This window comes from Caballeronia hypogeia (assembly GCF_001544875.2).
Lineage (GTDB): Bacteria > Pseudomonadota > Gammaproteobacteria > Burkholderiales > Burkholderiaceae > Caballeronia > Caballeronia hypogeia.
On the sequence record NZ_FCOA02000001.1, the window covers coordinates 48,166 to 70,138 of the forward strand.

General features: G+C 63.9%; 22 protein-coding genes and 1 tRNA gene. 11 read left to right on the forward strand and 12 right to left on the reverse strand.

Features of this window, described 5'->3' with window-relative positions; all coding sequences use genetic code 11:
• Positions 1 to 76: 76 nt before the first annotated feature.
• Complete coding sequence (gene moaC / locus AWB79_RS00200) at positions 77 to 574, forward strand: cyclic pyranopterin monophosphate synthase MoaC (RefSeq protein WP_061165377.1); 498 nt, start codon at positions 77 to 79, stop codon at positions 572 to 574.
• A 7-nt stretch (positions 575 to 581) separates the two neighbouring features.
• Here moaC and AWB79_RS00205 read toward each other — a convergent pair whose 3' ends face one another.
• The 8 genes from AWB79_RS00205 to recA all read right to left on the reverse strand — a co-directional run bounded on the left by AWB79_RS00205 (position 582) and on the right by recA (position 9,297).
• On the reverse strand, positions 582 to 2,393 hold the full coding sequence (locus tag AWB79_RS00205) for a PglL family O-oligosaccharyltransferase (protein WP_061165378.1): 1,812 nt from the start codon (positions 2,391 to 2,393) through the stop codon (positions 582 to 584).
• A 186-nt stretch (positions 2,394 to 2,579) separates the two neighbouring features.
• On the reverse strand, positions 2,580 to 3,173 hold the full coding sequence (locus AWB79_RS00210) for a pilin (RefSeq protein WP_061165379.1): 594 nt from the start codon (positions 3,171 to 3,173) through the stop codon (positions 2,580 to 2,582).
• 136 nt (positions 3,174 to 3,309) lie between these two features.
• Positions 3,310 to 4,020, reverse strand: a complete 711-nt coding sequence (locus AWB79_RS00215; RefSeq protein WP_061165380.1) for a TerC family protein — start codon at positions 4,018 to 4,020, stop codon at positions 3,310 to 3,312.
• 107 nt (positions 4,021 to 4,127) lie between these two features.
• Positions 4,128 to 5,009 (reverse strand): succinate--CoA ligase subunit alpha, encoded by an 882-nt coding sequence (sucD, locus tag AWB79_RS00220; protein ID WP_061165381.1) that lies wholly within the window; start codon positions 5,007 to 5,009, stop codon positions 4,128 to 4,130.
• Positions 5,010 to 5,107: 98 nt separating this feature from the next.
• A complete protein-coding gene (sucC, locus tag AWB79_RS00225; protein ID WP_374728517.1) occupies positions 5,108 to 6,289 on the reverse strand; it encodes an ADP-forming succinate--CoA ligase subunit beta in 1,182 nt (393 codons plus the stop codon).
• Between the two features lie 96 nt (positions 6,290 to 6,385).
• A complete protein-coding gene (locus AWB79_RS00230; RefSeq protein ID WP_061165383.1) occupies positions 6,386 to 7,027 on the reverse strand; it encodes a DUF2889 domain-containing protein in 642 nt (213 codons plus the stop codon).
• Positions 7,028 to 7,145: 118 nt separating this feature from the next.
• Entirely contained in the window at positions 7,146 to 8,198 is a 1,053-nt protein-coding gene (gene recX / locus AWB79_RS00235; protein ID WP_061165384.1) for a recombination regulator RecX, read from the reverse strand.
• A 28-nt stretch (positions 8,199 to 8,226) separates the two neighbouring features.
• A complete protein-coding gene (gene recA / locus AWB79_RS00240) occupies positions 8,227 to 9,297 on the reverse strand; it encodes a recombinase RecA (RefSeq protein WP_061165385.1) in 1,071 nt (356 codons plus the stop codon).
• Between the two features lie 283 nt (positions 9,298 to 9,580).
• Between recA and AWB79_RS00245 the strand changes: the two genes are divergently transcribed.
• The 7 genes from AWB79_RS00245 to AWB79_RS00275 all read left to right on the forward strand — a co-directional run bounded on the left by AWB79_RS00245 (position 9,581) and on the right by AWB79_RS00275 (position 16,932).
• The gene (locus AWB79_RS00245; protein WP_061165893.1) at positions 9,581 to 10,303 is read left to right on the forward strand and encodes a response regulator transcription factor; all 723 of its coding nucleotides are present in this window, start codon (positions 9,581 to 9,583) and stop codon (positions 10,301 to 10,303) included.
• A gap of 11 nt (positions 10,304 to 10,314) precedes the next feature.
• Positions 10,315 to 11,880 (forward strand): sensor histidine kinase, encoded by a 1,566-nt coding sequence (locus tag AWB79_RS00250; protein WP_061165386.1) that lies wholly within the window; start codon positions 10,315 to 10,317, stop codon positions 11,878 to 11,880.
• A gap of 232 nt (positions 11,881 to 12,112) precedes the next feature.
• Complete coding sequence (locus AWB79_RS00255) at positions 12,113 to 13,771, forward strand: MFS transporter (protein WP_061165387.1); 1,659 nt, start codon at positions 12,113 to 12,115, stop codon at positions 13,769 to 13,771.
• A gap of 98 nt (positions 13,772 to 13,869) precedes the next feature.
• Positions 13,870 to 13,946, forward strand: a tRNA-Met gene (locus AWB79_RS00260).
• Positions 13,947 to 14,071: 125 nt separating this feature from the next.
• On the forward strand, positions 14,072 to 14,932 hold the full coding sequence (locus AWB79_RS00265; protein WP_061165388.1) for a MurR/RpiR family transcriptional regulator: 861 nt from the start codon (positions 14,072 to 14,074) through the stop codon (positions 14,930 to 14,932).
• Positions 14,933 to 15,032: 100 nt separating this feature from the next.
• Positions 15,033 to 16,361, forward strand: a complete 1,329-nt coding sequence (locus AWB79_RS00270; RefSeq protein ID WP_061165389.1) for an aspartate aminotransferase family protein — start codon at positions 15,033 to 15,035, stop codon at positions 16,359 to 16,361.
• A 16-nt stretch (positions 16,362 to 16,377) separates the two neighbouring features.
• Positions 16,378 to 16,932 (forward strand): carboxymuconolactone decarboxylase family protein, encoded by a 555-nt coding sequence (locus AWB79_RS00275; protein WP_061165894.1) that lies wholly within the window; start codon positions 16,378 to 16,380, stop codon positions 16,930 to 16,932.
• Between the two features lie 21 nt (positions 16,933 to 16,953).
• On the opposite strand, the gene AWB79_RS00280 is transcribed toward AWB79_RS00275, so the two are convergent.
• Positions 16,954 to 17,859 carry a glutamate/aspartate ABC transporter substrate-binding protein gene (locus AWB79_RS00280; protein WP_061165390.1) on the reverse strand — a complete coding sequence of 302 codons (906 nt, stop codon included), beginning with the start codon at positions 17,857 to 17,859 and terminating at the stop codon, positions 16,954 to 16,956.
• Positions 17,860 to 18,047: 188 nt separating this feature from the next.
• On the opposite strand from AWB79_RS00280, the gene AWB79_RS00285 reads away from it, so the two are divergent.
• Both AWB79_RS00285 and AWB79_RS00290 read left to right on the forward strand, forming a co-directional pair.
• Entirely contained in the window at positions 18,048 to 18,728 is a 681-nt protein-coding gene (locus tag AWB79_RS00285; RefSeq protein WP_061165391.1) for a glycine zipper 2TM domain-containing protein, read from the forward strand.
• 139 nt (positions 18,729 to 18,867) lie between these two features.
• A complete protein-coding gene (locus tag AWB79_RS00290; RefSeq protein ID WP_082862243.1) occupies positions 18,868 to 19,359 on the forward strand; it encodes a hypothetical protein in 492 nt (163 codons plus the stop codon).
• Between the two features lie 536 nt (positions 19,360 to 19,895).
• Here AWB79_RS00290 and AWB79_RS00295 read toward each other — a convergent pair.
• The 3 genes from AWB79_RS00295 to AWB79_RS00305 form a co-directional block, all read right to left on the reverse strand.
• Positions 19,896 to 20,282, reverse strand: coding sequence for a hypothetical protein (locus AWB79_RS00295; RefSeq protein WP_061165392.1), 387 nt, complete (start codon positions 20,280 to 20,282; stop codon positions 19,896 to 19,898).
• 13 nt (positions 20,283 to 20,295) lie between these two features.
• A complete protein-coding gene (bamE, locus tag AWB79_RS00300; RefSeq protein ID WP_061165896.1) occupies positions 20,296 to 20,808 on the reverse strand; it encodes an outer membrane protein assembly factor BamE domain-containing protein in 513 nt (170 codons plus the stop codon).
• Between the two features lie 74 nt (positions 20,809 to 20,882).
• On the reverse strand, positions 20,883 to 21,605 hold the full coding sequence (locus tag AWB79_RS00305) for a peptidoglycan DD-metalloendopeptidase family protein (protein ID WP_232470777.1): 723 nt from the start codon (positions 21,603 to 21,605) through the stop codon (positions 20,883 to 20,885).
• Between AWB79_RS00305 and AWB79_RS40320 the strand changes: the two genes are divergently transcribed.
• On the forward strand, positions 21,604 to 21,900 hold the full coding sequence (locus AWB79_RS40320) for a hypothetical protein (protein ID WP_232470778.1): 297 nt from the start codon (positions 21,604 to 21,606) through the stop codon (positions 21,898 to 21,900). The genes AWB79_RS00305 and AWB79_RS40320 overlap by 2 nt on opposite strands.
• Positions 21,901 to 21,973 lie beyond the last annotated feature (73 nt).

Sequence of the window (21,973 nt, forward strand, 5' to 3'; positions counted from 1 at the left end):
TGCGCTGACGGCGACCTTTGGCGAAAAACGCATGAAATCACGCTGGTATGATGGGCGCCCATTCGAAGGAGACGCTATGTCCGGACTCACCCATTTCGATGCCGCCGGCGAGGCGCATATGGTCGATGTCGGCGCCAAGGGCGAGACGCGGCGCATCGCCATCGCGCGCGGCTCGATCGCGATGCTCGAACCCACGCTCGCGCTGATCCGCGAAGGCCGCGCGAAGAAAGGCGATGTGCTGGGCGTCGCGCGCATCGCGGCGATCCAGGGCGCGAAACGCACCGCCGATCTGATCCCGCTGTGCCATCCGCTGGCGCTCACGCGTGTCGCGGTGGATTTCGAGATCGATGACGCGCTGCCCGGCGTGCATTGCGAAGTGCGCGTGGAGACGGTCGGGCGCACGGGCGTGGAGATGGAGGCGCTGACCGCCGTGCAGGTCGGATTGCTGACGATCTACGACATGTGCAAGGCGGTGGATCGGGGAATGACCATCACCAATGTGAAGGTCATGGAAAAGCATGGCGGCAAGTCGGGGGATTGGGTGGCGGAGAAGCGCACATCGCCGGCACCCTGAAACGCCCTCACTCCTCGTCGTCGTCTTCCTCCGTCGACGGCAGATGATTCGTCGCCGGCACGCCATAAAGCCTCACCAGATCCGCCTTGAACGATGCCAGCGGCTTGCCCGCTTCATCGACGAGCTCGAAGACAGCGGCAAGCTGCTTCGGCCAGTCGTGCAACTCGGTGGCGAAGATCTTGAGCCGCGCCATCGTGTCGAGCGCTTCCGCCTTCTGGCCGGCGAGCGCCTGCAGCACCGCGTAGCGCCGCAGCACGGTCTCGCCCGGCAGCAGTGCAATCGCCTTCCGGTGCGCCGCGAGCTTTTCCTCGATGTTCTGCGCGTTGATGGGCAAGAGCGTGGCCGCGCCGTATTCGCCCCACGCCGTGAACAGGAACGACGGATTGTCGCGATACTGCTCCGCCGGTCGCGAACCGTAATACAGCACTTCGGCGCGGTTGTAGTCGCGCAAAGTCGGATAGAGCGCCGCGAGTCCGCCGAGCACGAGCACCACGTACACGCCGTATGACAGCGGCCGCGCGACGAGCCGCAACGCCCGCGGCTCCAGCAGCCCGATGACGAGCATCGCCGGCATCAGGAAGAACATGTACTGCTGCGGATACTCGACGAGCGCATGCATCATCAGTACGCCGAGTAGCGAAAGCGCGAAGATGCGCGCCGGCGTCTGCGGCGCGCGCAGCACGCGAATCAGCCAGAACACCACGCCGACCACCAGAATCGCGACGCCGAGCGCGCCCGTCTTCGCCAGCAGGTCGATGAAAATGTCATGCGCGTTGTTGGCGATCTCCACGCCGCCCAGATCGCGCACGAGATCGAACTGATAACGCGGAAATTCGCCCCAGCCAACGCCCAGCAGCGGATGCGTCTTGAACATGGTCCAGCCGTACTTCCACAGCGCGAGGCGCGGCGCGATCTGATTCGCGTCCTGCATGCGCTCCGCCGCCGATTGCGCGAGCCCGAAGTCGTAGTGCACGTTGGCCCAGCGCACCGCCGCGTTCACCGCGAAAAACACGATGGCGAGCAGAACCGGCACGAGCCACGCGCGCATGTCACGCCGGCCGGGGCCATCGAATCCTTCGGAGGCGGCGGGGCGTCCCATGACGAACGCCATCCAGAATCCGGCGACGACGATCACGGCCGTCTGCAACCACGGCCCGCGTGACACCGTCAGCGCGAGCCCGAGCGAATACACCGCCGACAACACGACCCACAGCACGACCGGCAAGCGGCGCGTCTGCACGAAATACAGCGCGCCCGCCAACGCGAAAGCGATGACCGTTGCCAGGTGATTTGCCTGCGCCATGTTCCCGAACGGACGACGGTCGATCGTCACGTTGTAAGCAACCACGAACGGCGTGAACTTCACCTCAAGATGCAGCAACTGCACGATCTGACAGAAGACCGCAAACAGGCCGCCGACCATCAGGGCCGCCGCGCCGACGCGCAACGCCTTCTCCGCGAGCCCCGCGCGCACGAGTCCGAAACCCGTATGCACCGCGACGAACGATGCGAGCAGATATGCGCCGCCGAGCCAGTTCATCGACGGCTGCGCGACCGGCAGGAGCACCGTCTGCGCGACGAGCAGCAACCCGAACGCGAGCGGCATCAGTGCGACGACCGGCGATGCGAACGGCACTCTCGGCTCGGACACGCGCACGAGCAGCGCGACCGTCGCTCCAAGCGCGAGATAAAGCGCGAGCGCGCTGTATTCGGCATAGAAGGTCGGAATCGGATACGTGTGGTTGACGACGGCAAACGGAAACGTCAACGCAAGGCACAGGACGGCAAGACAGAGATAGCGCGCGTATTGGGAAGGCATGAGGGACTGGGAACGTCGGCAACCGGCGCACTATACAAAACTTTGCCCCCGCTGTCCGGCGAACGGCCGGAATTGCGGCGAATTCGCCGCCTTTCGCGGAAAAACGACGTCCCGAGGCGCGGCGACGGCACAAATGCTGCCGACGTCGCGTCCCCCTCTTCCGATGCATCGGTGCTTTCGCACCGTTTACGCACGGCACTCCGGCGGCGCGAGATTGCCCGACAACGTCGGCGCCTGCGCCGGCATCGGTCCCGCACCCGGCGCGGGCAACGATGAGGCCGTCTTCGCGCCCGCGAAACATTCCCAGGTGACCGAGCCCGCCTGCACCGCGCCACGCGCAAGCGCAATGCGCGCGGTCGGGGTTTCGACGTTATCGGGCGTCGATGGCACGAGCACGAGCGTGTTCGAGCCAGCGGGCGCGACGCGCGTCGAGTACGCGATCGTGATCTGGCCCGTGTCGCTGTCGACCTGAATCGACTCGACGTTGCGCGTTCCCGGCGGCGACGCGTAGCCGCCAGCGAGATCCGACCCGCTCGCCGCGTTTTCCGCGACCGCGAGCCGCGCCGACGCCGCCAGCGCGATGCCCTCGCCCACGCGGCTTCTCGCCAGATAGTCCTGATAGGCGGGAATCGCGTACGCCGCGACCACGCCGACGATCGCCAGCACGATCATGAGTTCGATCAACGTGAAGCCTCGCGCCGCCGCCTCGCCCGCGCGGCCCAGCCAGTCCAGCGCGCGCTGCCCGCGCGACGCGTTCAACCTGAAAACCATCGATGTCATTGCTGCTCCCTGAAGTACGGAAAGAACGAAAAGCGCCCGCCGCGTGATGCGGACAGGACGCTTCGATCGTATTGAGGGAGCAGGAAAAGCGGCAGTCGGCCGAATGGCCTAGGAGAATTTGCCGACGCGCGCGAAATCAGCCCGCCGCGCCATCGGCGTTCGCAAGCGCGCGGCGTTTCATCAGCCAGCCCGCCGCGACCACGCACAGCGCGCCCGCCACACGCGCCGCATATTCGACGAAATCGGTATTGAGCGCCGGCCACCGGTCGATGAACGGATCGTCGATGATGAGCCCGCCCGCGATCCATCCGAGCAGCCCCGCGCCCAGCAGCACGACCGTCGGAAAGCGATCGAGCAGCTTCAGCACCAGCGTGCTGCCCCACACGATCAGCGGAATGCTCACGATCAGCCCGAAGATCACCAGCGTGAGCCGATGGCGCGGATCGGCTGCCTCCGCCGCGCCCGCGATCGCGATCACGTTGTCGAGGCTCATCACGGCGTCGGCGACGATGATGGTCTTGATCGCCGCCAGCAAGCGGTCGGATGCGTCGATGTGGTGATCGTCGTGGTCCGGCTGCATCAGCTTCACGCCGATCCACAGCAGCAACAGGCCGCCCAGGAACTTGATGAACGGAATGTCGAGCAACAGCACGGCGAAGGCGATCAGCACGACGCGCAGGACGATCGCGCCGAGCGTGCCGAACACGATGCCGCGCGTGCGCTGCGCGTCCGGCAGATTGCGGCACGCGAGCGCGATCACCACGGCGTTGTCGCCGCCGAGCAGGATGTCGATCACGATGATCTGGAAGACCGCGCCCCAATGGAGCGTCGAAAAGAATTCGAGCATGAGACAAAAACAAAAAAGCGAGGAAGCAACGCTCCCTCGCTTTTCATCGGCCTATACGAAAGGAATCAGTAAGAGTACCAAACCCTCGCGTAATTTGCCGGCCTGACTTACAGCACCGACTTCAGAAGACGCGCCATTTCCGACGGGTTCTTCGTGACCTTGATGCCGCACGCGTCCATGATTTCCAGCTTCGCGTCCGCCGTGTCCGCACCGCCCGAGATCAGCGCGCCTGCGTGGCCCATGCGCTTGCCCGGAGGCGCCGTCACGCCCGCGATGAAGCCGACGACCGGCTTCTTCATGTTGTCCTTGATCCAGTAAGCGGCGTTCGCTTCGTCCGGACCGCCGATCTCGCCGATCATGATGACGGCGTCCGTTTCCGGATCGTCGTTGAACATCTTCATCACGTCGATGTGCTTGAGACCGTTGATCGGATCGCCGCCGATACCGACCGCCGACGACTGGCCGAGGCCCAGCGCCGACAGCTGGCCCACTGCTTCATACGTCAGCGTGCCCGAACGCGACACCACGCCGATGCGGCCCTTCTTGTGGATATGACCCGGCATGATGCCGATCTTCAGCTCGTCCGGCGTGATCGTGCCGGGGCAGTTCGGTCCGAGCAGCAGCGTCTTGCGATTTTCGCGGCGCATGCGGTCCTTGATTTCCAGCATGTCGCGAACCGGAATGCCTTCCGTGATGCAGATCGCGAGATCCAGATCGGCTTCGACGGCTTCCCAGATCGCGGCGGCTGCGCCCGCGGGCGGCACGTAGATGACCGAAACGGTCGCGCCGGTTTCGGCCTTCGCTTCCTTCACGGACGCGTAGATGGGAATGCCTTCGAAGTCTTCGCCTGCGCGCTTCGGGTTCACACCCGCCACGTACGCTTCGCGGCCGTTCGCGTATTCGCGGCAGGCGCGCGTGTGGAACTGACCGGTCTTGCCGGTGATGCCCTGCGTGATGACCTTCGTGTCTTTGTTGATCAGAATCGACATGTAGTGACCTCTGTTCGTTTGGCGTCGCTAAAGCCGGGGCTTTGCGCCGCCATTCGTATCTGGTGGAACGCTCTTCTAAGGCAAAGAAGCGCGTGCGCTTACTTGCCTTCGGCTGCCGCGACGACCTTCCGCGCGGCTTCTTCCATGCTGTCCGCCGAGATGATCGGCAAGCCGGAGTCGGCCAGCATCTTCTTGCCGAGGTCTTCGTTCGTGCCCTTCATGCGCACGACGAGCGGCACCTTCAGATCGACAGCCTTCGACGCCGCGATCACGCCTTCCGCGATCACGTCGCAGCGCATGATGCCGCCGAAGATGTTCACCAGAATCGCCTTCAGGTTCGGGTTCTTCAGCATCAGCTTGAACGCTTCGGTCACCTTCTCGGTCGTCGCACCGCCGCCGACGTCGAGGAAGTTGGCCGGCTCGCCGCCGAACAGCTTGATGGTGTCCATCGTCGCCATTGCCAGGCCCGCGCCGTTCACCAGACAGCCGATGTTGCCGTCGAGCGAGATGTACGCGAGGTCGAACTTCGACGCTTCGACTTCAGCCGGATCTTCTTCGTCAAGATCGCGATACGCGACGATTTCCGGATGACGGAACAGCGCGTTCGAGTCGAAGTTGAACTTGGCGTCGAGCGCGATGACCTTGCCGTCGCCGGTCACGATCAGCGGGTTGATTTCCGCGAGCGATGCGTCGGTTTCGAAGAACGCCTTGTACAGGCCTTGCAGGATCGCGCGCGCTTGCGGGATCGATGCATCGGGAATGCCGATCTTGCGTGCGAGGTCATCCGCGTCCTTGTCCTGCAGACCGGTCGACGGCTCGACGGCGAACTTGTGCAGCAGCTCCGGCGTCTTTTCCGCGACTTCCTCGATGTCCATGCCGCCTTCGCTCGACGCCATCACGACGATCTTCTGCGAAACGCGGTCGAGCACGAGGCCGACGTACAGTTCCTTCTTGATGTCCGCGCCTTCTTCGATGAGCAGGCGGTTCACCTTCTGGCCTTCCGGGCCGGTCTGGTGCGTGACGAGCTGCATGCCGAGGATCTGGTTCGCGTATTCGCGGACCTGCTCGATCGACTTCGCGACCTTCACGCCGCCGCCCTTGCCGCGTCCGCCAGCGTGGATCTGCGCCTTGACGACCCAAACCGGGCCGCCCAGCTGCTCCGCGGCCTTGACCGCATCATCCACCGAGAACACGGGTGTGCCGCGCGGGACCGCGACGCCGAATTTCCGCAGGATTTCCTTACCCTGGTACTCGTGAATCTTCATGCGTGATTCCTTCAGTCTGAGAGTTGGAGTGAACTTCTGTTTGCTTGAACCGCTGTTTCTTCGATTCTTGTTTGTTGAATTCCGTGCGTACGCGCAAGCGATGCCTGCGCGTTACGAGGCGGACTTTGTCTCCGGCCTGTCTTGCACCGTTGTTCCGGATTGAGGTTTTTCGCCGGGCGCGTGACCGAACCAGCGCGGATAGTACTCCTTGACCGCGGGTCCATCGAAACGCAATGCGTGGCAGCGGCCGAGCTGGAATGGCGGCTCGTCTTTCGGGACACTTGCGTCGTCGCTTCGATTGAACGGGTTGCCGTCTTCGATCTTCCAGACATCGCCCGCGAATGCCTGGACGGCCGCGGTGGGCAGCACGCCGCACACTTCGGTGAGATGGGTGCAACCCGCCGTGCCGCGCAGCAACTGATTGGCTTCGCGGCGAAAATTCTTGAGCAGATTGAGACCGATGAGCTTGCGATACGCGGGATTGGACTCGGCGCACGAACCGCCATAGGGCGACCATTCCGACGACGCTTCGGCGTCGACGATGGTGCAGGAGCGGTCGATGGTGATGCGCAGCCAGAGTTCATGGATCGGCAGGCCATTTGGCCGGACGCCCGTCGCGAGTTGGAAGTCGCGCGGCTTGTCATCGGTTAGACAGGCTTCGATATCCCAGAGACCGTCTTCACGCTCGAAGGCTTCCAGCCGAATCGCGCGACGGTGGCGCAATTGTCGGGAAACGGGAGTCGAGAGAGGCATGCTGGGAGTGAGCCGGTACGGGGAAAACCGTGGAATTTTAGCATATTGGGTATTTCGGGCCGGGCATTGCGCCAGACGAATGGAACGTGCGTGCAGATCGGCCGCGTTGGCCCGGCGTTCAGTCGTCGACGATCTCTTCGCTCCAGTCTTCGTCGCCGCCTTTGAGGATCTTGCCGATCGTGCCGCCCGAGAAGCCGCGCGCGGCGAGAAAGCGCGCCTGCTTCGCGCGTTCGGCGGGCGTCTCGGGCAGCACGCCGTATTTCTTTTCCCACACGGCCCGCGCGCGCGCGGTCTCGGTTTGGGCGAGCTTGTCGGCGGCTTCGCCGATGAGCGTGTCGCCTACGGCGTGGCGCTTAAGCTCGCTGATGATCCGGCCGCCGCCCATGCGCGACGCGCGCCGATGCACCACGCTCTCGACGAAGCGCTCGTTCGAGAGCCAGCCATCGCGTTCGAGGCTGTCGAGCAGCGATTCGAGCGAATCGGCTTCTTCGACATACGGACGCAATTTTCGCGACAACTCCGCGCGGCTGTACTCGCGGCGCGAGAGATACGCGAGCGCGCGACCCTTGAGCGAGCGCTGCGCGCGTTTGGGATTGCTGGCTTCGTTGACGGAGGGTTTGCGCGTGCGCTGGCTGGAGCGGCTGAAGACCGCTTCGTTGGCTTCGCCCGATGGTGCGCGCGGCGCTTCGGATGGCGCGCATTGCTCGAAAGGCTCGAATGGATCGGCGTCTTCGAACGGATCGGAAAAAGGTGTGCGATGCGCTTCGCTGCTTTTGCCTGCAGGCGCGGACGCGGACGCAGCCGCTGCGGGTTCGGCGCGCGGCGGTTTTGGTTGCTCGGTTGCTTGCTTCAGCAACGCGCGCGCTTGTTCGAGACGCGCCGATCGATCGACGGCGCCGGCTCGTGCATGCGGCGCGCCGTCATGCTCGTCGCTCACCGCCTCGGAAACGGCCGCTCCGGAAACGCGACGCGCCGACGCGAATGACTTCGCGCCGACGCGTTCCTTGTTGCTGCGACCGAAGCTTCCGGTCTTCGAACCGAACTTCGCGCCTGGCTTCGACGGCGCACCGCGTCGCTCGCTGCTGCGCTCGTAGCGATCGACGGATTCGGAACCGTCGCCGGCATCCTCATCCGCCGAGCCGGACTGCGATTCGAATCGGCGCTTGTGCATCGTCCTTCAGGCTCGATGAGCGCGATGCTTACTCGCCGTCGGCCGTTGCGGCGGGCGCAGCGACCGCTTCACCCAGCGCAGCCACGCCCAGCGATTCGCGGATCTTGTTCTCGATCTCGCGCGCGATGTCCGGATTTTCGCGCAGAAATTCTCGCGCGTTGTCCTTGCCCTGACCGATGCGATCGCCGTTGTAGCTGTACCAGGCGCCGGCCTTGTCGACCAGCTTCGCCTGCACGCCCAGGTCGATGATTTCGCCCTGACGCGAAATGCCCTCGCCGTACAGAATGTCGAAGATGGCTTCGCGGAACGGCGGCGACACCTTGTTCTTCACGACCTTCACGCGCGTTTCGTTGCCGATGACTTCGTCGTTCTTCTTGATCGAACCGATACGGCGAATGTCCAGACGCACCGACGAGTAGAACTTCAGCGCGTTGCCGCCCGTGGTGGTTTCCGGGTTGCCGAACATCACACCGATCTTCATGCGGATCTGGTTGATGAAGATGACGAGGCAATTCGTGCGCTTGATCGTGCCGGTGAGCTTGCGCAGCGCCTGCGACATCAGACGCGCTTGCAGGCCGGGCAGCGAGTCGCCCATTTCGCCTTCGATTTCCGCCTTCGGCACGAGCGCCGCGACGGAGTCGATCACGATCATGTCGATGGAGCCGGAGCGCACCAGTGCGTCCGCGATTTCGAGCGCCTGCTCGCCCGTGTCCGGCTGCGAGATCAGCAGTTCCGGCACGTTCACGCCGAGCTTGCCCGCGTATTGAACGTCGAGCGCGTGTTCCGCGTCGATGAACGCCGCCGTGCCGCCGAGCTTCTGCATTTCAGCGATGACTTGCAGCGTAAGCGTGGTTTTACCCGACGACTCCGGGCCGTAGATTTCCACGACACGGCCGCGCGGCAAACCGCCGACGCCGAGCGCGATGTCCAGACCGAGCGAACCCGTGGACACCACCTGAATGTCTTCGACCGCCTCACCTGCGCCGAGCCGCATGATCGACCCTTTGCCGAATTGCTTTTCGATCTGCGAGAGCGCGGCGGCCAGAGCCTTGCTTTTCTCGGCAGTCATTCCAGCCGGGCCTTTCTTGCTTTCTTCCATGAATCGTCCTTTGCTATGATGAACGGCGTCTGAGGCAGTGTGCACGGGCATTTCCGCAGCTCTTTGGAGCACACGAAGCTGACCTTCACACGCACGCAGACACTGTATAAAAAAACAGTAGTTTTTGCAAGCACGTCAGCGCGTGGCGCAGCTTTTTTTTCCACGTCGCGCGAACCGCGCAAAAACCACGAACACCTGGAGACCGCCGCGCCGGGCGACAACGGTGCCGGCAATGCCGATGCGCTTCATCGCGCACATCGGGCACACAAAGGCGCACAAAACGATGCGAATCCTCATTGCCGAAGACGACAGCATACTCGCGGACGGGCTCGTCCGATCACTCCGCCAATCGGGATACGCCGTCGACCATGTGAAGCACGGCGTCGAGGCCGATACCGCTCTTTCGCTGCAGACTTTCGACCTGCTGATCCTCGATCTCGGCCTGCCGCTGATGCCCGGTCTGGAAGTGCTCCGGCGCCTGCGCGCACGCAATTCGCAGATGCCCGTCCTGATCCTCACCGCCGCCGATTCCGTCGACGAACGGGTGAAGGGACTCGACCTCGGCGCGGATGACTATATGGCCAAACCCTTCGCGCTCAACGAGCTCGAAGCGCGCGTCAGGGCGTTGACGAGGCGCGGCGCCGGCGGCGGCCCGACAGTCGTGAAGCACGGCTCGCTCTCCTTCGATCAGGTCGGGCGCATCGCGACGATCGGCGATCTGGTCATCGACTTGTCGGCGCGCGAGCTCGGCGTGCTCGAAGTGCTGCTGCAACGGACCGGCCGGCTCGTCTCGAAGGAGCAGCTCGTCAACCATCTGTGCGAATGGGGCGAGGAAGTCAGCAACAACGCGATCGAGGTCTACGTGCATCGACTCAGGAAGAAGATCGAGCCGAGCGGCGCGAAGATCATCACGGTACGCGGTCTTGGTTACACGCTGGAGAAGGCGACGCCAGCCGGGAACGGCGCGGCTGCGCAGCACGCCGGCGAATCCGCCAGCCATCACTGAAGTCGAGCAGCATGGCGTCGCACGCTTCCACTGAAACACATCGGGACGCGAACGCCGACTCCGACGCCCTGCGCGACGCGCGCTACGCCAATCCGTTCGCGCCGCCCGACGAGCTCGAGCCGGATCGCGAGACGCATCCGCGCTCGCTGTTCGGCGAAATTCTCGACTGGATGCTCGCGCCGCTGCTGCTGCTCTGGCCGATGAGCATCGCGGTGACGTATCTCGTCGCGAAGTCGATCGCCAACGGTCCGTTCGATCGCGCGCTCGAAGCCGACGCCTATGTGCTCGCACGCCAGATCCAGCCGGTGAACGGCGTCGCCGAATTGCGCCTGCCCGACGCCACACGCGATTTCCTGCGCGCCGACAATCCCGACAGCGTGTTCTTCCAGGTGCTGGGCACGCGCGGCGAACTCGTCGGCGGCGACCGCGACATGCCCTTGCCTCACGACGACGACCGGCCGCAGGCGGGCATCGTCGAATTTCGCGACGACGTGCTGCGCGGCAACGACATTCGCGTCGCGTATACGACAGTGGATCTGCCCGGACTTGCGCCGGGGCGCGAACCGGAAAGCACGCAGCCGGTGCTCGTGCAGGTCGCCGAGACGCTCGACCGCCGCAGCCAGCTCGCCAACGACATCATCAAGGGTGTGATCCTGCCGCAGTTCGTGATCCTGCCGCTCGCGATCGTGCTCGTGTGGTTCGGGCTCTCGCGCGGGCTCGCGCCGCTGCATGCGCTGCAGTCGAACATTCGCGCGCGCCGGCCCGACGACCTCTCGCCGCTTCAGGCAGGCAGCGCGCCGCCGGAGATCGCGCCGCTGGTCGCATCGTTCAACGATCTGCTCACGCGTCTCGAACAGAACATGGAGTTTCAGAAGCGCTTCATCGCCGATGCCGCGCATCAGATGAAGACGCCGCTCGCCGGCCTGCGCATGCAGGCGGAACTGGCGATGCGCCAGGACGTGTCGATGGAAGTGCAGCGCTCGCTCGAACAGATCGCGACGAGCTCCGAGCACGCGGCGCGCCTCGTCACGCAACTGCTCGCGCTCGCGCGCGCGGAAAATCGCGCGGCGGGGCAAATTTTCACGCGCATCGAACTGACATCGCTCGCGCGGCTTGCGGTGCGCGACTGGGTGCAGGCCGCGCTCGCCAAGCGCATGGACCTCGGTTACGAAGAGCCGCCCTATCCGGTCGAAGTCGAAGGCAATGTCGTGATGCTGCGCGAGATGCTGTCGAACCTGATCGACAACGCGATCCGCTACACGCCCGCGGGCGGCCGCATCACGGTCCGCGTGCGAACCGATGAGCACGATCTCGATCTCGTGCATCTGGAGGTGGAAGACACGGGCCTCGGCATTCCGCCGGCGGAGCGCGCACGCGTGGTCGAGCGCTTCTATCGCATTCTCGGGCGCGAAGGCGACGGCAGCGGACTTGGACTTGCCATCGTCAAGGAGATCGCGGCGATGCACGGCGGCGCGCTCGCGATCGAAGATCACGTGTACCAGGAGAGCCCGCGACTCGCGGGAACGCTCGTCAGGATCAGCCTTCAGCGGGTTTTTCCTGCCCGGGACAAACCCTGAGCGCAAGTTTCGCGCGCGCGGACGAAGCCCGCAAGAAGCGCGACATTAGCCGAACTTAAACGATCGTTCTAATCCATTCCCCGTGAAATCCGCACAAATCGCCATTTTTCCCGGCGGCGCGTCCATTACATCCCGCGTCAGAACGCCGTAAGTTTTCGTTCCAATAATCATTTACACCGGAGCCGCCTAGTCGCGGACCGATGTATTCGAAAATCAAATCAGGAGACGATGCATGGCTACGGTTGAGGGGCGCGTTTCGCACGCGCCGATGACGGCGGAGGAGAAGAAAGTCATCTTCGCCTCGTCGCTCGGCACGGTGTTCGAGTGGTACGACTTCTATCTGGCGGGCTCGCTCGCCGTCTATATCAGCAAGACCTTCTTCTCAGGCGTCAATCCAACGGCCGGCTTCATCTTCACCCTGCTGGGTTTCGCGGCGGGCTTCGCGGTGCGTCCGTTCGGCGCGATCGTTTTCGGGCGGCTCGGAGACATGGTCGGACGCAAGTACACGTTCCTCGTGACCATCGTGATCATGGGTCTGTCGACGTTCCTGATCGGCTTCCTGCCCGGCTACGCGACGATCGGCATCGCGGCGCCGGTCATCTTCATCGCGATGCGGCTCCTGCAAGGTCTCGCGCTCGGCGGCGAGTACGGCGGCGCGGCGACCTATGTCGCGGAGCACGCGCCATCGAACAAGCGCGGCGCGTGGACCGCGTGGATCCAGACCACGGCGACGCTCGGCCTTTTCATCTCGCTGATCGTGATTCTGGCGGTACGCACGGCCGTGGGCGAGGAGCAGTTCGGCGCATGGGCGTGGCGCATTCCGTTCCTCGTGTCGATCCTGCTGCTCGCCGTATCGGTGTGGATTCGCATGAAGCTGCATGAATCGCCGGTGTTCGAGCGCATCAAGGCGGAAGGCAAGACCTCGAAGGCGCCGCTCACCGAAGCGTTCGGCGAGTGGAAGAACCTCAAGATCGTGCTGCTCGCGCTGTTCGGTCTGACGGCGGGCCAGGCGGTCGTGTGGTACACGGGCCAGTTCTATTCGCTGTTCTTCCTCACGCAGACGCTCAAGGTCGATGGCACCAGCGCGAACATCATGGTCGCGGTGGCGCTTTTGATCGGCACGCCGTTCTTCGTGTTCTTCGGTTCGCTCTCGGATCGTATCGGACGCAAGCCGATCATCATGGCGGGCTGCCTGATCGCGGCGCTCTCCTTCTTCCCGCTGTTCAAGGCGCTCGCGCACTATACGAATCCGACGCTCGAAGCCGCGACGCAGAAGTCGCCGATCGTCGTGATCGCGAATCCGGACGAGTGCTCATTCCAGTTCAATCCGGTGGGCACGTCGAAGTTCACGTCGTCGTGCGATATCGCGAAGGGCGCGCTGTCGAAGGCGGGCCTGAACTATGAGAACGTGGCCGCGCCGGCCGGGACGCTCGCGCAGATCAAGGTCGGCGAGACCGTGATCAACACGTATGACGGCAAGGCCGCGGACGCCAAGGCGCAAGGCGCCGCGTTCGACAAGACGCTGGCGGGTACGCTGAAGAGCGCGGGTTATCCGGCGAAGGCCGATCCGGCGCTGATCAACTGGCCGATGGCGATCGTGATCCTGACCATCCTCGTGATCTTCGTGACGATGGTGTACGGCCCGATCGCGGCGATGCTGGTCGAGATGTTCCCGGCGCGGATTCGCTACACGTCGATGTCGCTGCCGTATCACATCGGCAATGGCTGGTTCGGCGGGTTCCTGCCGGCCACCGCGTTCGCGATCGTCGCGGCCAAGGGCGATATCTATTCGGGCTTGTGGTATCCGATCGTCATCGCGCTGGCGACCTTCGTGATCGGCATGCTGTCCGTGAAGGACACGCGCAAGTCGAATGTGTATCACGAGGACTGACCCACGAGCTTCTGCGCGCGGTTTGTTCTTTTGTTGAATAAATCGCGCAGAAGGGGTTGACACCCGCTTCGACGCTCGCCATAATCTCGTCTCCTTTCGGCGAATTAGCTCAGTCGGTTAGAGCGACGGAATCATAATCCGCAGGTCCGGGGTTCGAGTCCCTGATTCGCCACCAGCTTCATCAAAAAGCCGCTGTCTCTCAAGGACAGCGGCTTTTTGCTTTGGGCCCGCGAATTGTCCTCACGAGGCAACGCCTCGCTCATGCTTAAATAGCGCGTCCGCCTTCATCCGCATCGCAACGTGCTCACCTTCGACCAACTCGCCGCGACCATTCGCGATCGCTTCCCCGACCTGAGCCCGCAATTCCAGGCTGGCGCTGCTTTCCTGCTCGACTATCCCGACGAAGTCGCCGTCCTCTCGATGCGCAAGGTCGCCGAACGCGCGAAGGTCCAGCCCGCCGCGATGGTGCGCCTGTCGCAGCAACTCGGCTTTCCCGGCTGGAACGAACTGCGCGAAATCTTCGTGAGCCGCGTACGCACGCGACCCGAACCGCTGACCACGCGCGCGCGATCGCTCATCAAGGGTGGCTCGGACAATCACCTGAGCCGCGACCTCGCGCAAGCCCAGTCGCATAATCTCGACCTCACGCTCTCACAAAACGGCGACGGCATCGTCGAGGCGGCGAAGACGCTGAAGAAGGCGCCGCACGTGCACGTCGCGGGCTTTCGCTCGTGCTATCCCGTCGCGTTCAGCCTGCTCTACGGCTATCGGCTGTTTCGCCCTTCCGTCAGCCTCGTCTCGGGCGAAGCCGGCACGCTCGAAATGCAACTGCGCGGCATCGAGAAGAAGCACGCGACGGTCGTCGTCAGCTTTGCGCCGTATTCGATCGAGGCGGTGCGCGTCGCGCAGGCGGCCGTCGAGCGCGGCGCGAAGCTGATCGCACTCACCGACAGCGCCGTGTCGCCCATCGCGCTCAACGCCGACCACACGCTGATCTTCTCGCACGATTCGCCGTCGTTCTTTCCGTCGCTCGTCGCGGCGTCGGCGCTGGCCGAAATGCTCGTCGCGCATCTGCTCGCGCTCGAAGGCCGCGACGCGATCGCCAACCTCGAGCAGGCCGAAGCCGCACTGCACTCGCAAGGCGCCTACGCCGCGAGCTGAATCCGCTTCGTTGTCATGGATAGCCCAATTGACAACAGATGTTGTCAAAGATGTAGAATGATACATCGCGTGTTGTTCACGCATTCCACAGGCAGCAATCATGTCCACGGTCTTCCATCGCGCGCCGCGCGCCCAGCTCCCCGTCGCCGTGCGTGGCGACGGCATCGAAATCGTCGATTCGACCGGCAAGCGTTATATCGACGCGTGCGGCGGCGCGGCCGTCTCGTGCCTCGGCCACAGCCATCCGCGCGTGATCGAAGCAATTCAGCGGCAGGTTCAGCAATTGCCCTACGCGCACACGTCCTTCTTCACGACCGAGCCCGCCGAGGAACTCGCCGACCTGCTCGTCGAAGCCGCGCCGAAGAACCTCGGTCACGTCTATTTCGTTTCCGGCGGATCGGAGGCGATGGAAGCCGCGCTCAAGCTCGCGCGCCAGTACTTCGTCGAAAAGGGCGAGACCGCGCGGCGGCATTTCATCGCGCGGCGACAGAGCTATCACGGCAACACGCTCGGCGCGCTCGCCATCGGCGGGAACGCGTGGCGTCGCGAGCCGTTCCTGCCGATCCTGATCGAAGCGCATCACGTGACGCCCTGCTTCGCGTATCGCGAACAGCGCGCCGATGAAACCGAGGAAGCCTTTGCGCAACGTCTCGCCGACGAACTCGAAGCGAAGATTCTCGAACTTGGCGCGGAAACGGTCGCGGCGTTCGTCGCGGAAACGGTCGTCGGCGCGACGGCGGGCGCGGTGCCGCCGGTGCGCGAGTACTTCCGCAAGATTCGCGCGGTCTGCGACAAATACGGCGTGTTGCTGATCCTCGACGAAGTCATGTCCGGCATGGGCCGCACCGGCTATCTGTTCGCGTGCGACGAAGACGGCGTCGCGCCGGACATTCTCGCCATCGCGAAGGGACTCGGCGCAGGCTACCAGCCGATCGGCGCGACGCTCGTCAGCAACGAGATTTTCGATACGATCGTCGGCGGCTCCGGCTTTTTTCAGCACGGCCACACGTATATCGGTCATGCGACGGCGTGCGCGGCGGCGCTCGAAGTGCAGAAGGTCATCGCCGAAGACAAGCTGCTCGACAACGTCAAGGCGCGCGGCGAGCAACTGCGCGCGCTGCTACGCGAGCAGCATGCAAATCATCCGTTCATCGGCGACGTGCGCGGGCGCGGCCTCTTCACCGGCGTCGAGCTCGTGCAGGATCGCGCCGGTAAAACGCCCTTCGATCCGAAGCTCAGGCTGCACGCGCTCATCAAGAGCGAGGCGATGAAGCGCGGCCTGATGGTGTATCCGATGGGCGGCACCGTCGATGGCCGCATCGGCGATCACGTGCTCATCGCGCCGCCATTCATTACGACCAGCGCGCAAATCGAAACCATCGTCGAGCGCCTGTCCGATGCGATCGATGCCGCCATCGGCCACCATTGAGGAACGCGAGCGCACCATGAGCAAGAGACTTCCCGAATTCAGCGTCGAGAGCGCGTCCCACGAACAAAAAGCCGTGCTGCAGGACATCCTGAGCGGCCCGCGCGGCAATCTCAACGGTCCGTTCCTCGGCTGGATCTTCAGCCCGGAACTCGCGCAGAACGCACAGAAACTCGGCGCGTTCTGCCGCTACAAGACAGGCCTGCCGCTGCGGCTGTCGGAGCTCGCGATTCTCGTGACGGCGGCGCGCTGGCGCTCGCAGGCGGAATGGCACATTCATCATCCGATCGCGCTCGAAGCAGGTCTGCCCGCCGATCTCGCCGAAGCCCTGCGCACCGGTCAAACCCCGCATTTCGCGGATGCCGACGACAAGCTCATCCACGACTTCGCAACCGAGCTCTACGAAACGAAACGCGTGAGCGATGCAACCTATGACGCCGCCGTCGCGCGCTTCGGCCATACGGTCGTGGTGAATCTCGTCGGCCTGCTGGGTTATTACGCGCTCGTCGCGATGACGCTCAACACCTTCGGCATGCGCGCCGAAGGGCAGACGGCGCTGCCCTTCGAGGAGTGACGCGAGGATGCGGAAGCGCTATTACTCGAACGCCTTGTCGTTCGGCTCGGCGTAGAGCTTCTGCATCGTCTCGCTCATCGGGAAATCGAAGTTGATGTTCTTCGGCGGCACGGGTTTCATGAACCACTTGTCGTACATCGTCTTGATTTCGGGGCTCTTCATCACCTGGCTCATTGCGTCGTCGACGAGCTTTTTGAATTCGGGATCGTCCTTGCGCATCATGAAGCCGTACGCCTCCGACGACTGCGGCGTGCCGACCAGCACCCAGTCCGAAGGCTTCGCCGTCAGCGAGCGCGTGCCCGCGAGCAGCACGTCATCCATCATGTAGGCGACCGCGCGACCGGTCTCCAGCGTCGCGCGTCCTTCGCCGTAATCCTTCGCGCTGATGATGCTCATGTTCATCTTCTTCTCCTCGTTCATCTTGCGGAGAATGCGCTCGGACGTCGTGCCCTGATTCGTCACGACGGTCTTGCCGGCGAGATCCGGAAAGTCCTTGATGCCCGAATCTTTCTTCGTGAGCAGACGCGTGGTCGCGACGAAAAAGGTGTCCGAGAACGCGACCTGATTCTGTCGCGACGTCAGATTCGTCGTCACGCCGCATTCGAGGTCGACCGTGCCGTTCTGCACCAGCGAGATACGGTTCTGCGACGTCACCGGAATGAAGCGCACGCGCAAGTCCGGATGCTTCGTCTTTGCCTTCACGGCGTCGATCACCTTGTTGCACAGGTCCTGCGAAAAGCCGACGACTTCATTGTTCGCATCGACATACGAAAACGGCACTGAGGTCTCGCGATGCCCGATCGCGATCAGGTTGACGCTCTGGATCTTGGCGAGCGTCGTCTGGCCGTTCTGGGCGTAGCTCGCTCCCGAGACGAGCGACAGCGCAGCGAACGCGACAGACGATGCGAACAGCGACGTGGATTTCATGGCGTCCTCTTTTGACTGGAATGATACATATGTTGCCATCGACAAAATACGCGCAACATATGTATTCACCCTAGCCCGATTCATGCGCCACGCGCCTGCGATTTTTGCTTACAAATGTCACAGCAATCGCGTCCACCGCGCGCGCCGGGCGGCGTTATAGCTGGCAGGCACCTACAGGAGTCGCTGCCATGAACGCCGTTCCCGAGATTCAAACGAAGCCGTCCCGCATTCATCCGCTCGTCGCGGCAGCCGCCGTGTCGGTCATTCTCGCGTGCGGCACGGGCGTCGCGGCAATGACGGGTCTCTTGCCGTCGTCGAAGGCGACCGCCACGACGGTCACGGCGTCGCCGCTCGTCGATACGCAAACGGCGAAAGCGCAGCCCGTCGCGCAATCGACACAAGCCGTGACGCAGCCCGCGACGCAACAGCCTGCATCGTTGCCGCGCGCCGTGCGCGGCCATCATCCTATGCCGGCGCACCGGCCCGCGCCCGTGCAGGAAGATGCTTCCTACGCGCCGCCCGCCGCGTCCGCCTACGACCCCTATGCCGGCGAAGTCACCGCCGTGAACACCGTGCAGTCCGCTCAGCCGACGACCGGCATCGGCGCGATCGGCGGCGCGGTGGTGGGCGGGCTGGCCGGCACGCAGATCGGCCAGGGGCGCGGACGCACGGCCGCGACGATCATCGGCGCTATCGGCGGCGGGCTCGCGGGCAATCAGATCGAGCACGTCGTTCACAAGGCGACGACGTATCAGGTACAGGTCCGCATGAACGACGGCAGCGTGCGCAATTTCAACTATGAAGGCGCGCCGGGTGTCGCGATCGGACAGAAGGTGCGCGTGGCGGGCGACACACTGACGCCCGCGTGAGTCACGCGGCGAGCGCTTTAAGACAACGCTAATTTTTCGGTGCGATGATGCCGTTCACGTTACAGGCATCCAGCGCATCACGCGTTGCGCCGCGGGGGAACGCCCCGGCCCACGCGAACCCTCTTTTGGGAGTACTGCCGTGAAGAAGAAATCGACGAACATGAAATCCGCCCGTCCCGCGATGTCGCCGCTGCTGCGCGCGCTCACGTACAGCCGCGCGGCGCGCGAACCGATGATCGACGCGATGCTGCTGCAATGCTATGCCGCGCTCGACGCATTCCGGCGCGGGCACGGCTCGCAGCCGCTATTCATGACGCTGTGCCGTCACATGCTGGTCGCTGAGGAATTGTGTCAGTTCGGCCACGCGACCGATTGCGAGAACGACATCACGCTCGCGCACGAAGCGCTGGTCGAACTCGATACGCGTCACTCGCCTGAAGGCGCGTGGTCGCTCGAGGAAACCGGCTACACGCGTCTTTGCACGGCGCTCGCCGTGTTCGCGGAGCAACTGGAAGAAGCGACGCTCGAGCATATCGCGCAGGCGGAAGCGCGCATGGTCACGCAATCGATCGTCGCCGCGAACATGCGTTCGGGCGTCGGTCAGGCGCAGGCCGCGGTGTCGCAAAACTGATACATCGATCTCGGGCTTTCCCTCAATACGCTTATCAATCTGTGCAAGTGTTTGCGAGCGTACATTCAGAAGAATGTACGCCAGTAATACTTTGTTACAGCGTACGGGGGGATGTAGCCAAGCGCGCTGAGAGAGACCGAAAAACAGGATGGGCGGCACTCCGCCGAGTTGTGGGTAAAAGCCGGGCGCGGAAAAGAAAAACATAAGCGCACGCTTTTGCCAACAACGCGGCGAGTCGCAGGCGAAGGAAAGCCAGCGCTCCAATAACGAAGCTCAAAAGCCGGCATTCGCCGGCTTTTTCTTTTGCGGTATTCAGTCATTGATCTGCACGAAAGCCTGAGGCGCGTGACATCGGCTGTGCGCGCGCTCGGGATGCCCGGGTTCATCGCGTCACGCTTATGCGCGACGCCACCGCCGCCTTCTCCGATGAAGCGCTGCACGCGGCTCACGAGATCAACGCCCGCACCTGCGCGCACGCGCTGCTGACGACGGAGGAACCGGTGGCGCGCTAAGCGGCGCTTAAAGCAATCAGCGGCTCAGCGGTAACCCGCGAACACCGTCCGCGCGCACTCGCCGCACCAGTCCCGCGATGCGGCCGCGGGGCGCGCGTCCCAGGTATGGTCCCAGGCGCACCTCCAGCGCAGCGGCGTGATGGCGTCCACATAGCCGTGCGACAGCAGCGCACCACCGCGTAGCCGAGCGAACTCGCGCAAGCGCCGGGTTTCCAGCTCGCGCCGCTCCACCGCGCAGTTCATGCAGCGCACGTTCTGCGCGACATCGAGCGTCTTGTCCCAGCTGTGGCCGCGGCCGCATTCCCAGCGGGCCATCGGCGCGCCGTCCGCTTCGTTCATGGCCTTGTCGCGATAGCGTGCGGCCTCTTCGATCAGAAGACGGCGCACGTTGCAGATCTCGGAATCGCTCATCACCGTTCCTGAATCAGCGCTGGCCGCCGCGGATCGCCTCGGAGCGTGAAGTGGTCACGACGGTGCCATCCGGTCCGAAATGTGCGTTGAACATCGCTTCCTGATTCACGCCGTCCTCGAGCCAGTGCCAGCTCCAGACGCGCTCCCGCTTCAGCCGGTATTCCGCGACTTCGGTCGGCTTGCCGAGGAGCCGGCGCACTTCGTCCATCGTCATGCCGGGCCGCACCTTCGCGAAGTTCGCGGCGGTCAGCACCTGCGTGACCGAGACGAAGCGGCCGTTCGCGTCGAGATCGACCATGTAGGTATTCGTACCCGCCGGGCCGCGCGGATATTCGAGCCGCTTGCTGCCGTCGGTGAAAGTGCGCTCGGTCTCCGGCTCGCCCATCTGGTCACGAATCTGCGCCTCGGTCGTCACGCCCGGCTGCAGGTTCTTGAGCAGCAGATTGTCCGGCTTCACCGCATTGAAAAACGCCTTGAGCTTGTTCAACGCTTCCTCGCTCTGCTGCTGATCGCAGCCGGACAGCATCGGAGTCAACGACACCGCGATCAGCGCGGCGGACACGATCTTCTTCACCCCAGGCTCCCTTCGCGTGCGCCGGTTCAGCCGCCGGCTGCGCCGAGCAGCGGCATCGGATCGACCGCGGCGCCCGATTTTCTGACTTCGAAATGCAACGACGCCGTGCCGCTCGGCGCCGTGCCCATATCCGCGATGATGGCGCCCTGCTTGACCGTGTCGCCTTCCTTGACGAGCAGTTTCTCGTTGTACGCGTAGGCCGTGAGATAGTCGTGGCCGTGCTTGACGATGATCATGCGCCCATACGAGCGCAGACCGCTGCCGGCGTACACGACCTTGCCGGAAGCCGCCGCCTTGACCGGCTGCCCGACCTTGCCTCCGATGTCGATGCCCTTGTTGCCGCTCGCCCCGAACTTGCGCACGACTTCGCCGTGCGCGGGCCAGACGAAGGTGCCCTTCGGCGCGGTCGCGGCGACGGCGGGCTGATGTTCTTCGCTCGCAGCGGGCTTTTCGGGTGCGGACGCAGCGGGCTTTTCGGCCGCCGGCTTCTGCGCCAGCGATTTCTCCGGCACGCCGATGAGCGGCGGCTGCCCCATTTTCGATGATGCGGTCGCGGTCGCCGGCGCGGACGCACCGGGCGGAACGACGCGCAACACCTGCCCGACATTCACTTGCTTGCTCTCGGGCAGACTGTTCCACTTCGCCAGATCGTCCGGCTTCTGCTTGTAGGTGCGCGATATGGCGTAAAGCGTGTCACCCGGCTTCACGCGATAAAAGCCCGGCTCGACGGGCGGGGCGGCGACGGACATGCCCGGCGTCACCGGCACCACCGGCACGGGCGTCACGATGGGTGACGTGCTCTGCACGACCGGCGGCGCGCTCAGCGCCGAGCTTTCGACGATCGGCGCCGGCGTGCGCGGCGTCGAGGAACATGCTGCCAATCCTGCGGCCATTCCGGCCACGAGCGCCAGGGTCGCGATCGCCGACCGAGGATTCGATTCGAATTTTTCCCTGCCCACCACCAGCTTTTCCATGCTTTTCGTCTTGAACTTTTCTAACGTTTTGGCCGCGCTCGTTTTAAGCGCTTTCAATCCCGCATTTTGAAGGAAACACAACCCGCAAGCATAAAACATTACATAAGCAAATTCGTTCGCGTGACTTAAACGACACACCGCGT

What these genes read in the sequence shown, in the direction of transcription:
- AWB79_RS00215 (WP_061165380.1), bottom strand. Translation starts at nt 4,020, where the DNA reads ATGCTCGAATTCTTTTCGACGCTCCATTGGGGCGCGGTCTTCCAGATC.
- AWB79_RS00210 (WP_061165379.1), bottom strand. Translation starts at nt 3,173, where the DNA reads ATGACATCGATGGTTTTCAGGTTGAACGCGTCGCGCGGGCAGCGCGCG.
- AWB79_RS00205 (WP_061165378.1), bottom strand. Translation starts at nt 2,393, where the DNA reads ATGCCTTCCCAATACGCGCGCTATCTCTGTCTTGCCGTCCTGTGCCTT.
- recA (WP_061165385.1), bottom strand. Translation starts at nt 9,297, where the DNA reads ATGGAAGAAAGCAAGAAAGGCCCGGCTGGAATGACTGCCGAGAAAAGC.
- AWB79_RS00250 (WP_061165386.1), top strand. Translation starts at nt 10,315, where the DNA reads ATGGCGTCGCACGCTTCCACTGAAACACATCGGGACGCGAACGCCGAC.
- AWB79_RS00285 (WP_061165391.1), top strand. Translation starts at nt 18,048, where the DNA reads ATGAACGCCGTTCCCGAGATTCAAACGAAGCCGTCCCGCATTCATCCG.
- AWB79_RS00280 (WP_061165390.1), bottom strand. Translation starts at nt 17,859, where the DNA reads ATGAAATCCACGTCGCTGTTCGCATCGTCTGTCGCGTTCGCTGCGCTG.
- AWB79_RS40320 (WP_232470778.1), top strand. Translation starts at nt 21,604, where the DNA reads ATGCCCGGCGTCACCGGCACCACCGGCACGGGCGTCACGATGGGTGAC.
- AWB79_RS00230 (WP_061165383.1), bottom strand. Translation starts at nt 7,027, where the DNA reads ATGCCTCTCTCGACTCCCGTTTCCCGACAATTGCGCCACCGTCGCGCG.
- sucD (WP_061165381.1), bottom strand. Translation starts at nt 5,009, where the DNA reads ATGTCGATTCTGATCAACAAAGACACGAAGGTCATCACGCAGGGCATC.
- AWB79_RS00295 (WP_061165392.1), bottom strand. Translation starts at nt 20,282, where the DNA reads ATGAGCGATTCCGAGATCTGCAACGTGCGCCGTCTTCTGATCGAAGAG.
- AWB79_RS00275 (WP_061165894.1), top strand. Translation starts at nt 16,378, where the DNA reads ATGAGCAAGAGACTTCCCGAATTCAGCGTCGAGAGCGCGTCCCACGAA.
- moaC (WP_061165377.1), top strand. Translation starts at nt 77, where the DNA reads ATGTCCGGACTCACCCATTTCGATGCCGCCGGCGAGGCGCATATGGTC.
- AWB79_RS00305 (WP_232470777.1), bottom strand. Translation starts at nt 21,605, where the DNA reads ATGTCCGTCGCCGCCCCGCCCGTCGAGCCGGGCTTTTATCGCGTGAAG.
- AWB79_RS00270 (WP_061165389.1), top strand. Translation starts at nt 15,033, where the DNA reads ATGTCCACGGTCTTCCATCGCGCGCCGCGCGCCCAGCTCCCCGTCGCC.
- AWB79_RS00245 (WP_061165893.1), top strand. Translation starts at nt 9,581, where the DNA reads ATGCGAATCCTCATTGCCGAAGACGACAGCATACTCGCGGACGGGCTC.
- bamE (WP_061165896.1), bottom strand. Translation starts at nt 20,808, where the DNA reads ATGCTGTCCGGCTGCGATCAGCAGCAGAGCGAGGAAGCGTTGAACAAG.
- AWB79_RS00255 (WP_061165387.1), top strand. Translation starts at nt 12,113, where the DNA reads ATGGCTACGGTTGAGGGGCGCGTTTCGCACGCGCCGATGACGGCGGAG.
- recX (WP_061165384.1), bottom strand. Translation starts at nt 8,198, where the DNA reads ATGCACAAGCGCCGATTCGAATCGCAGTCCGGCTCGGCGGATGAGGAT.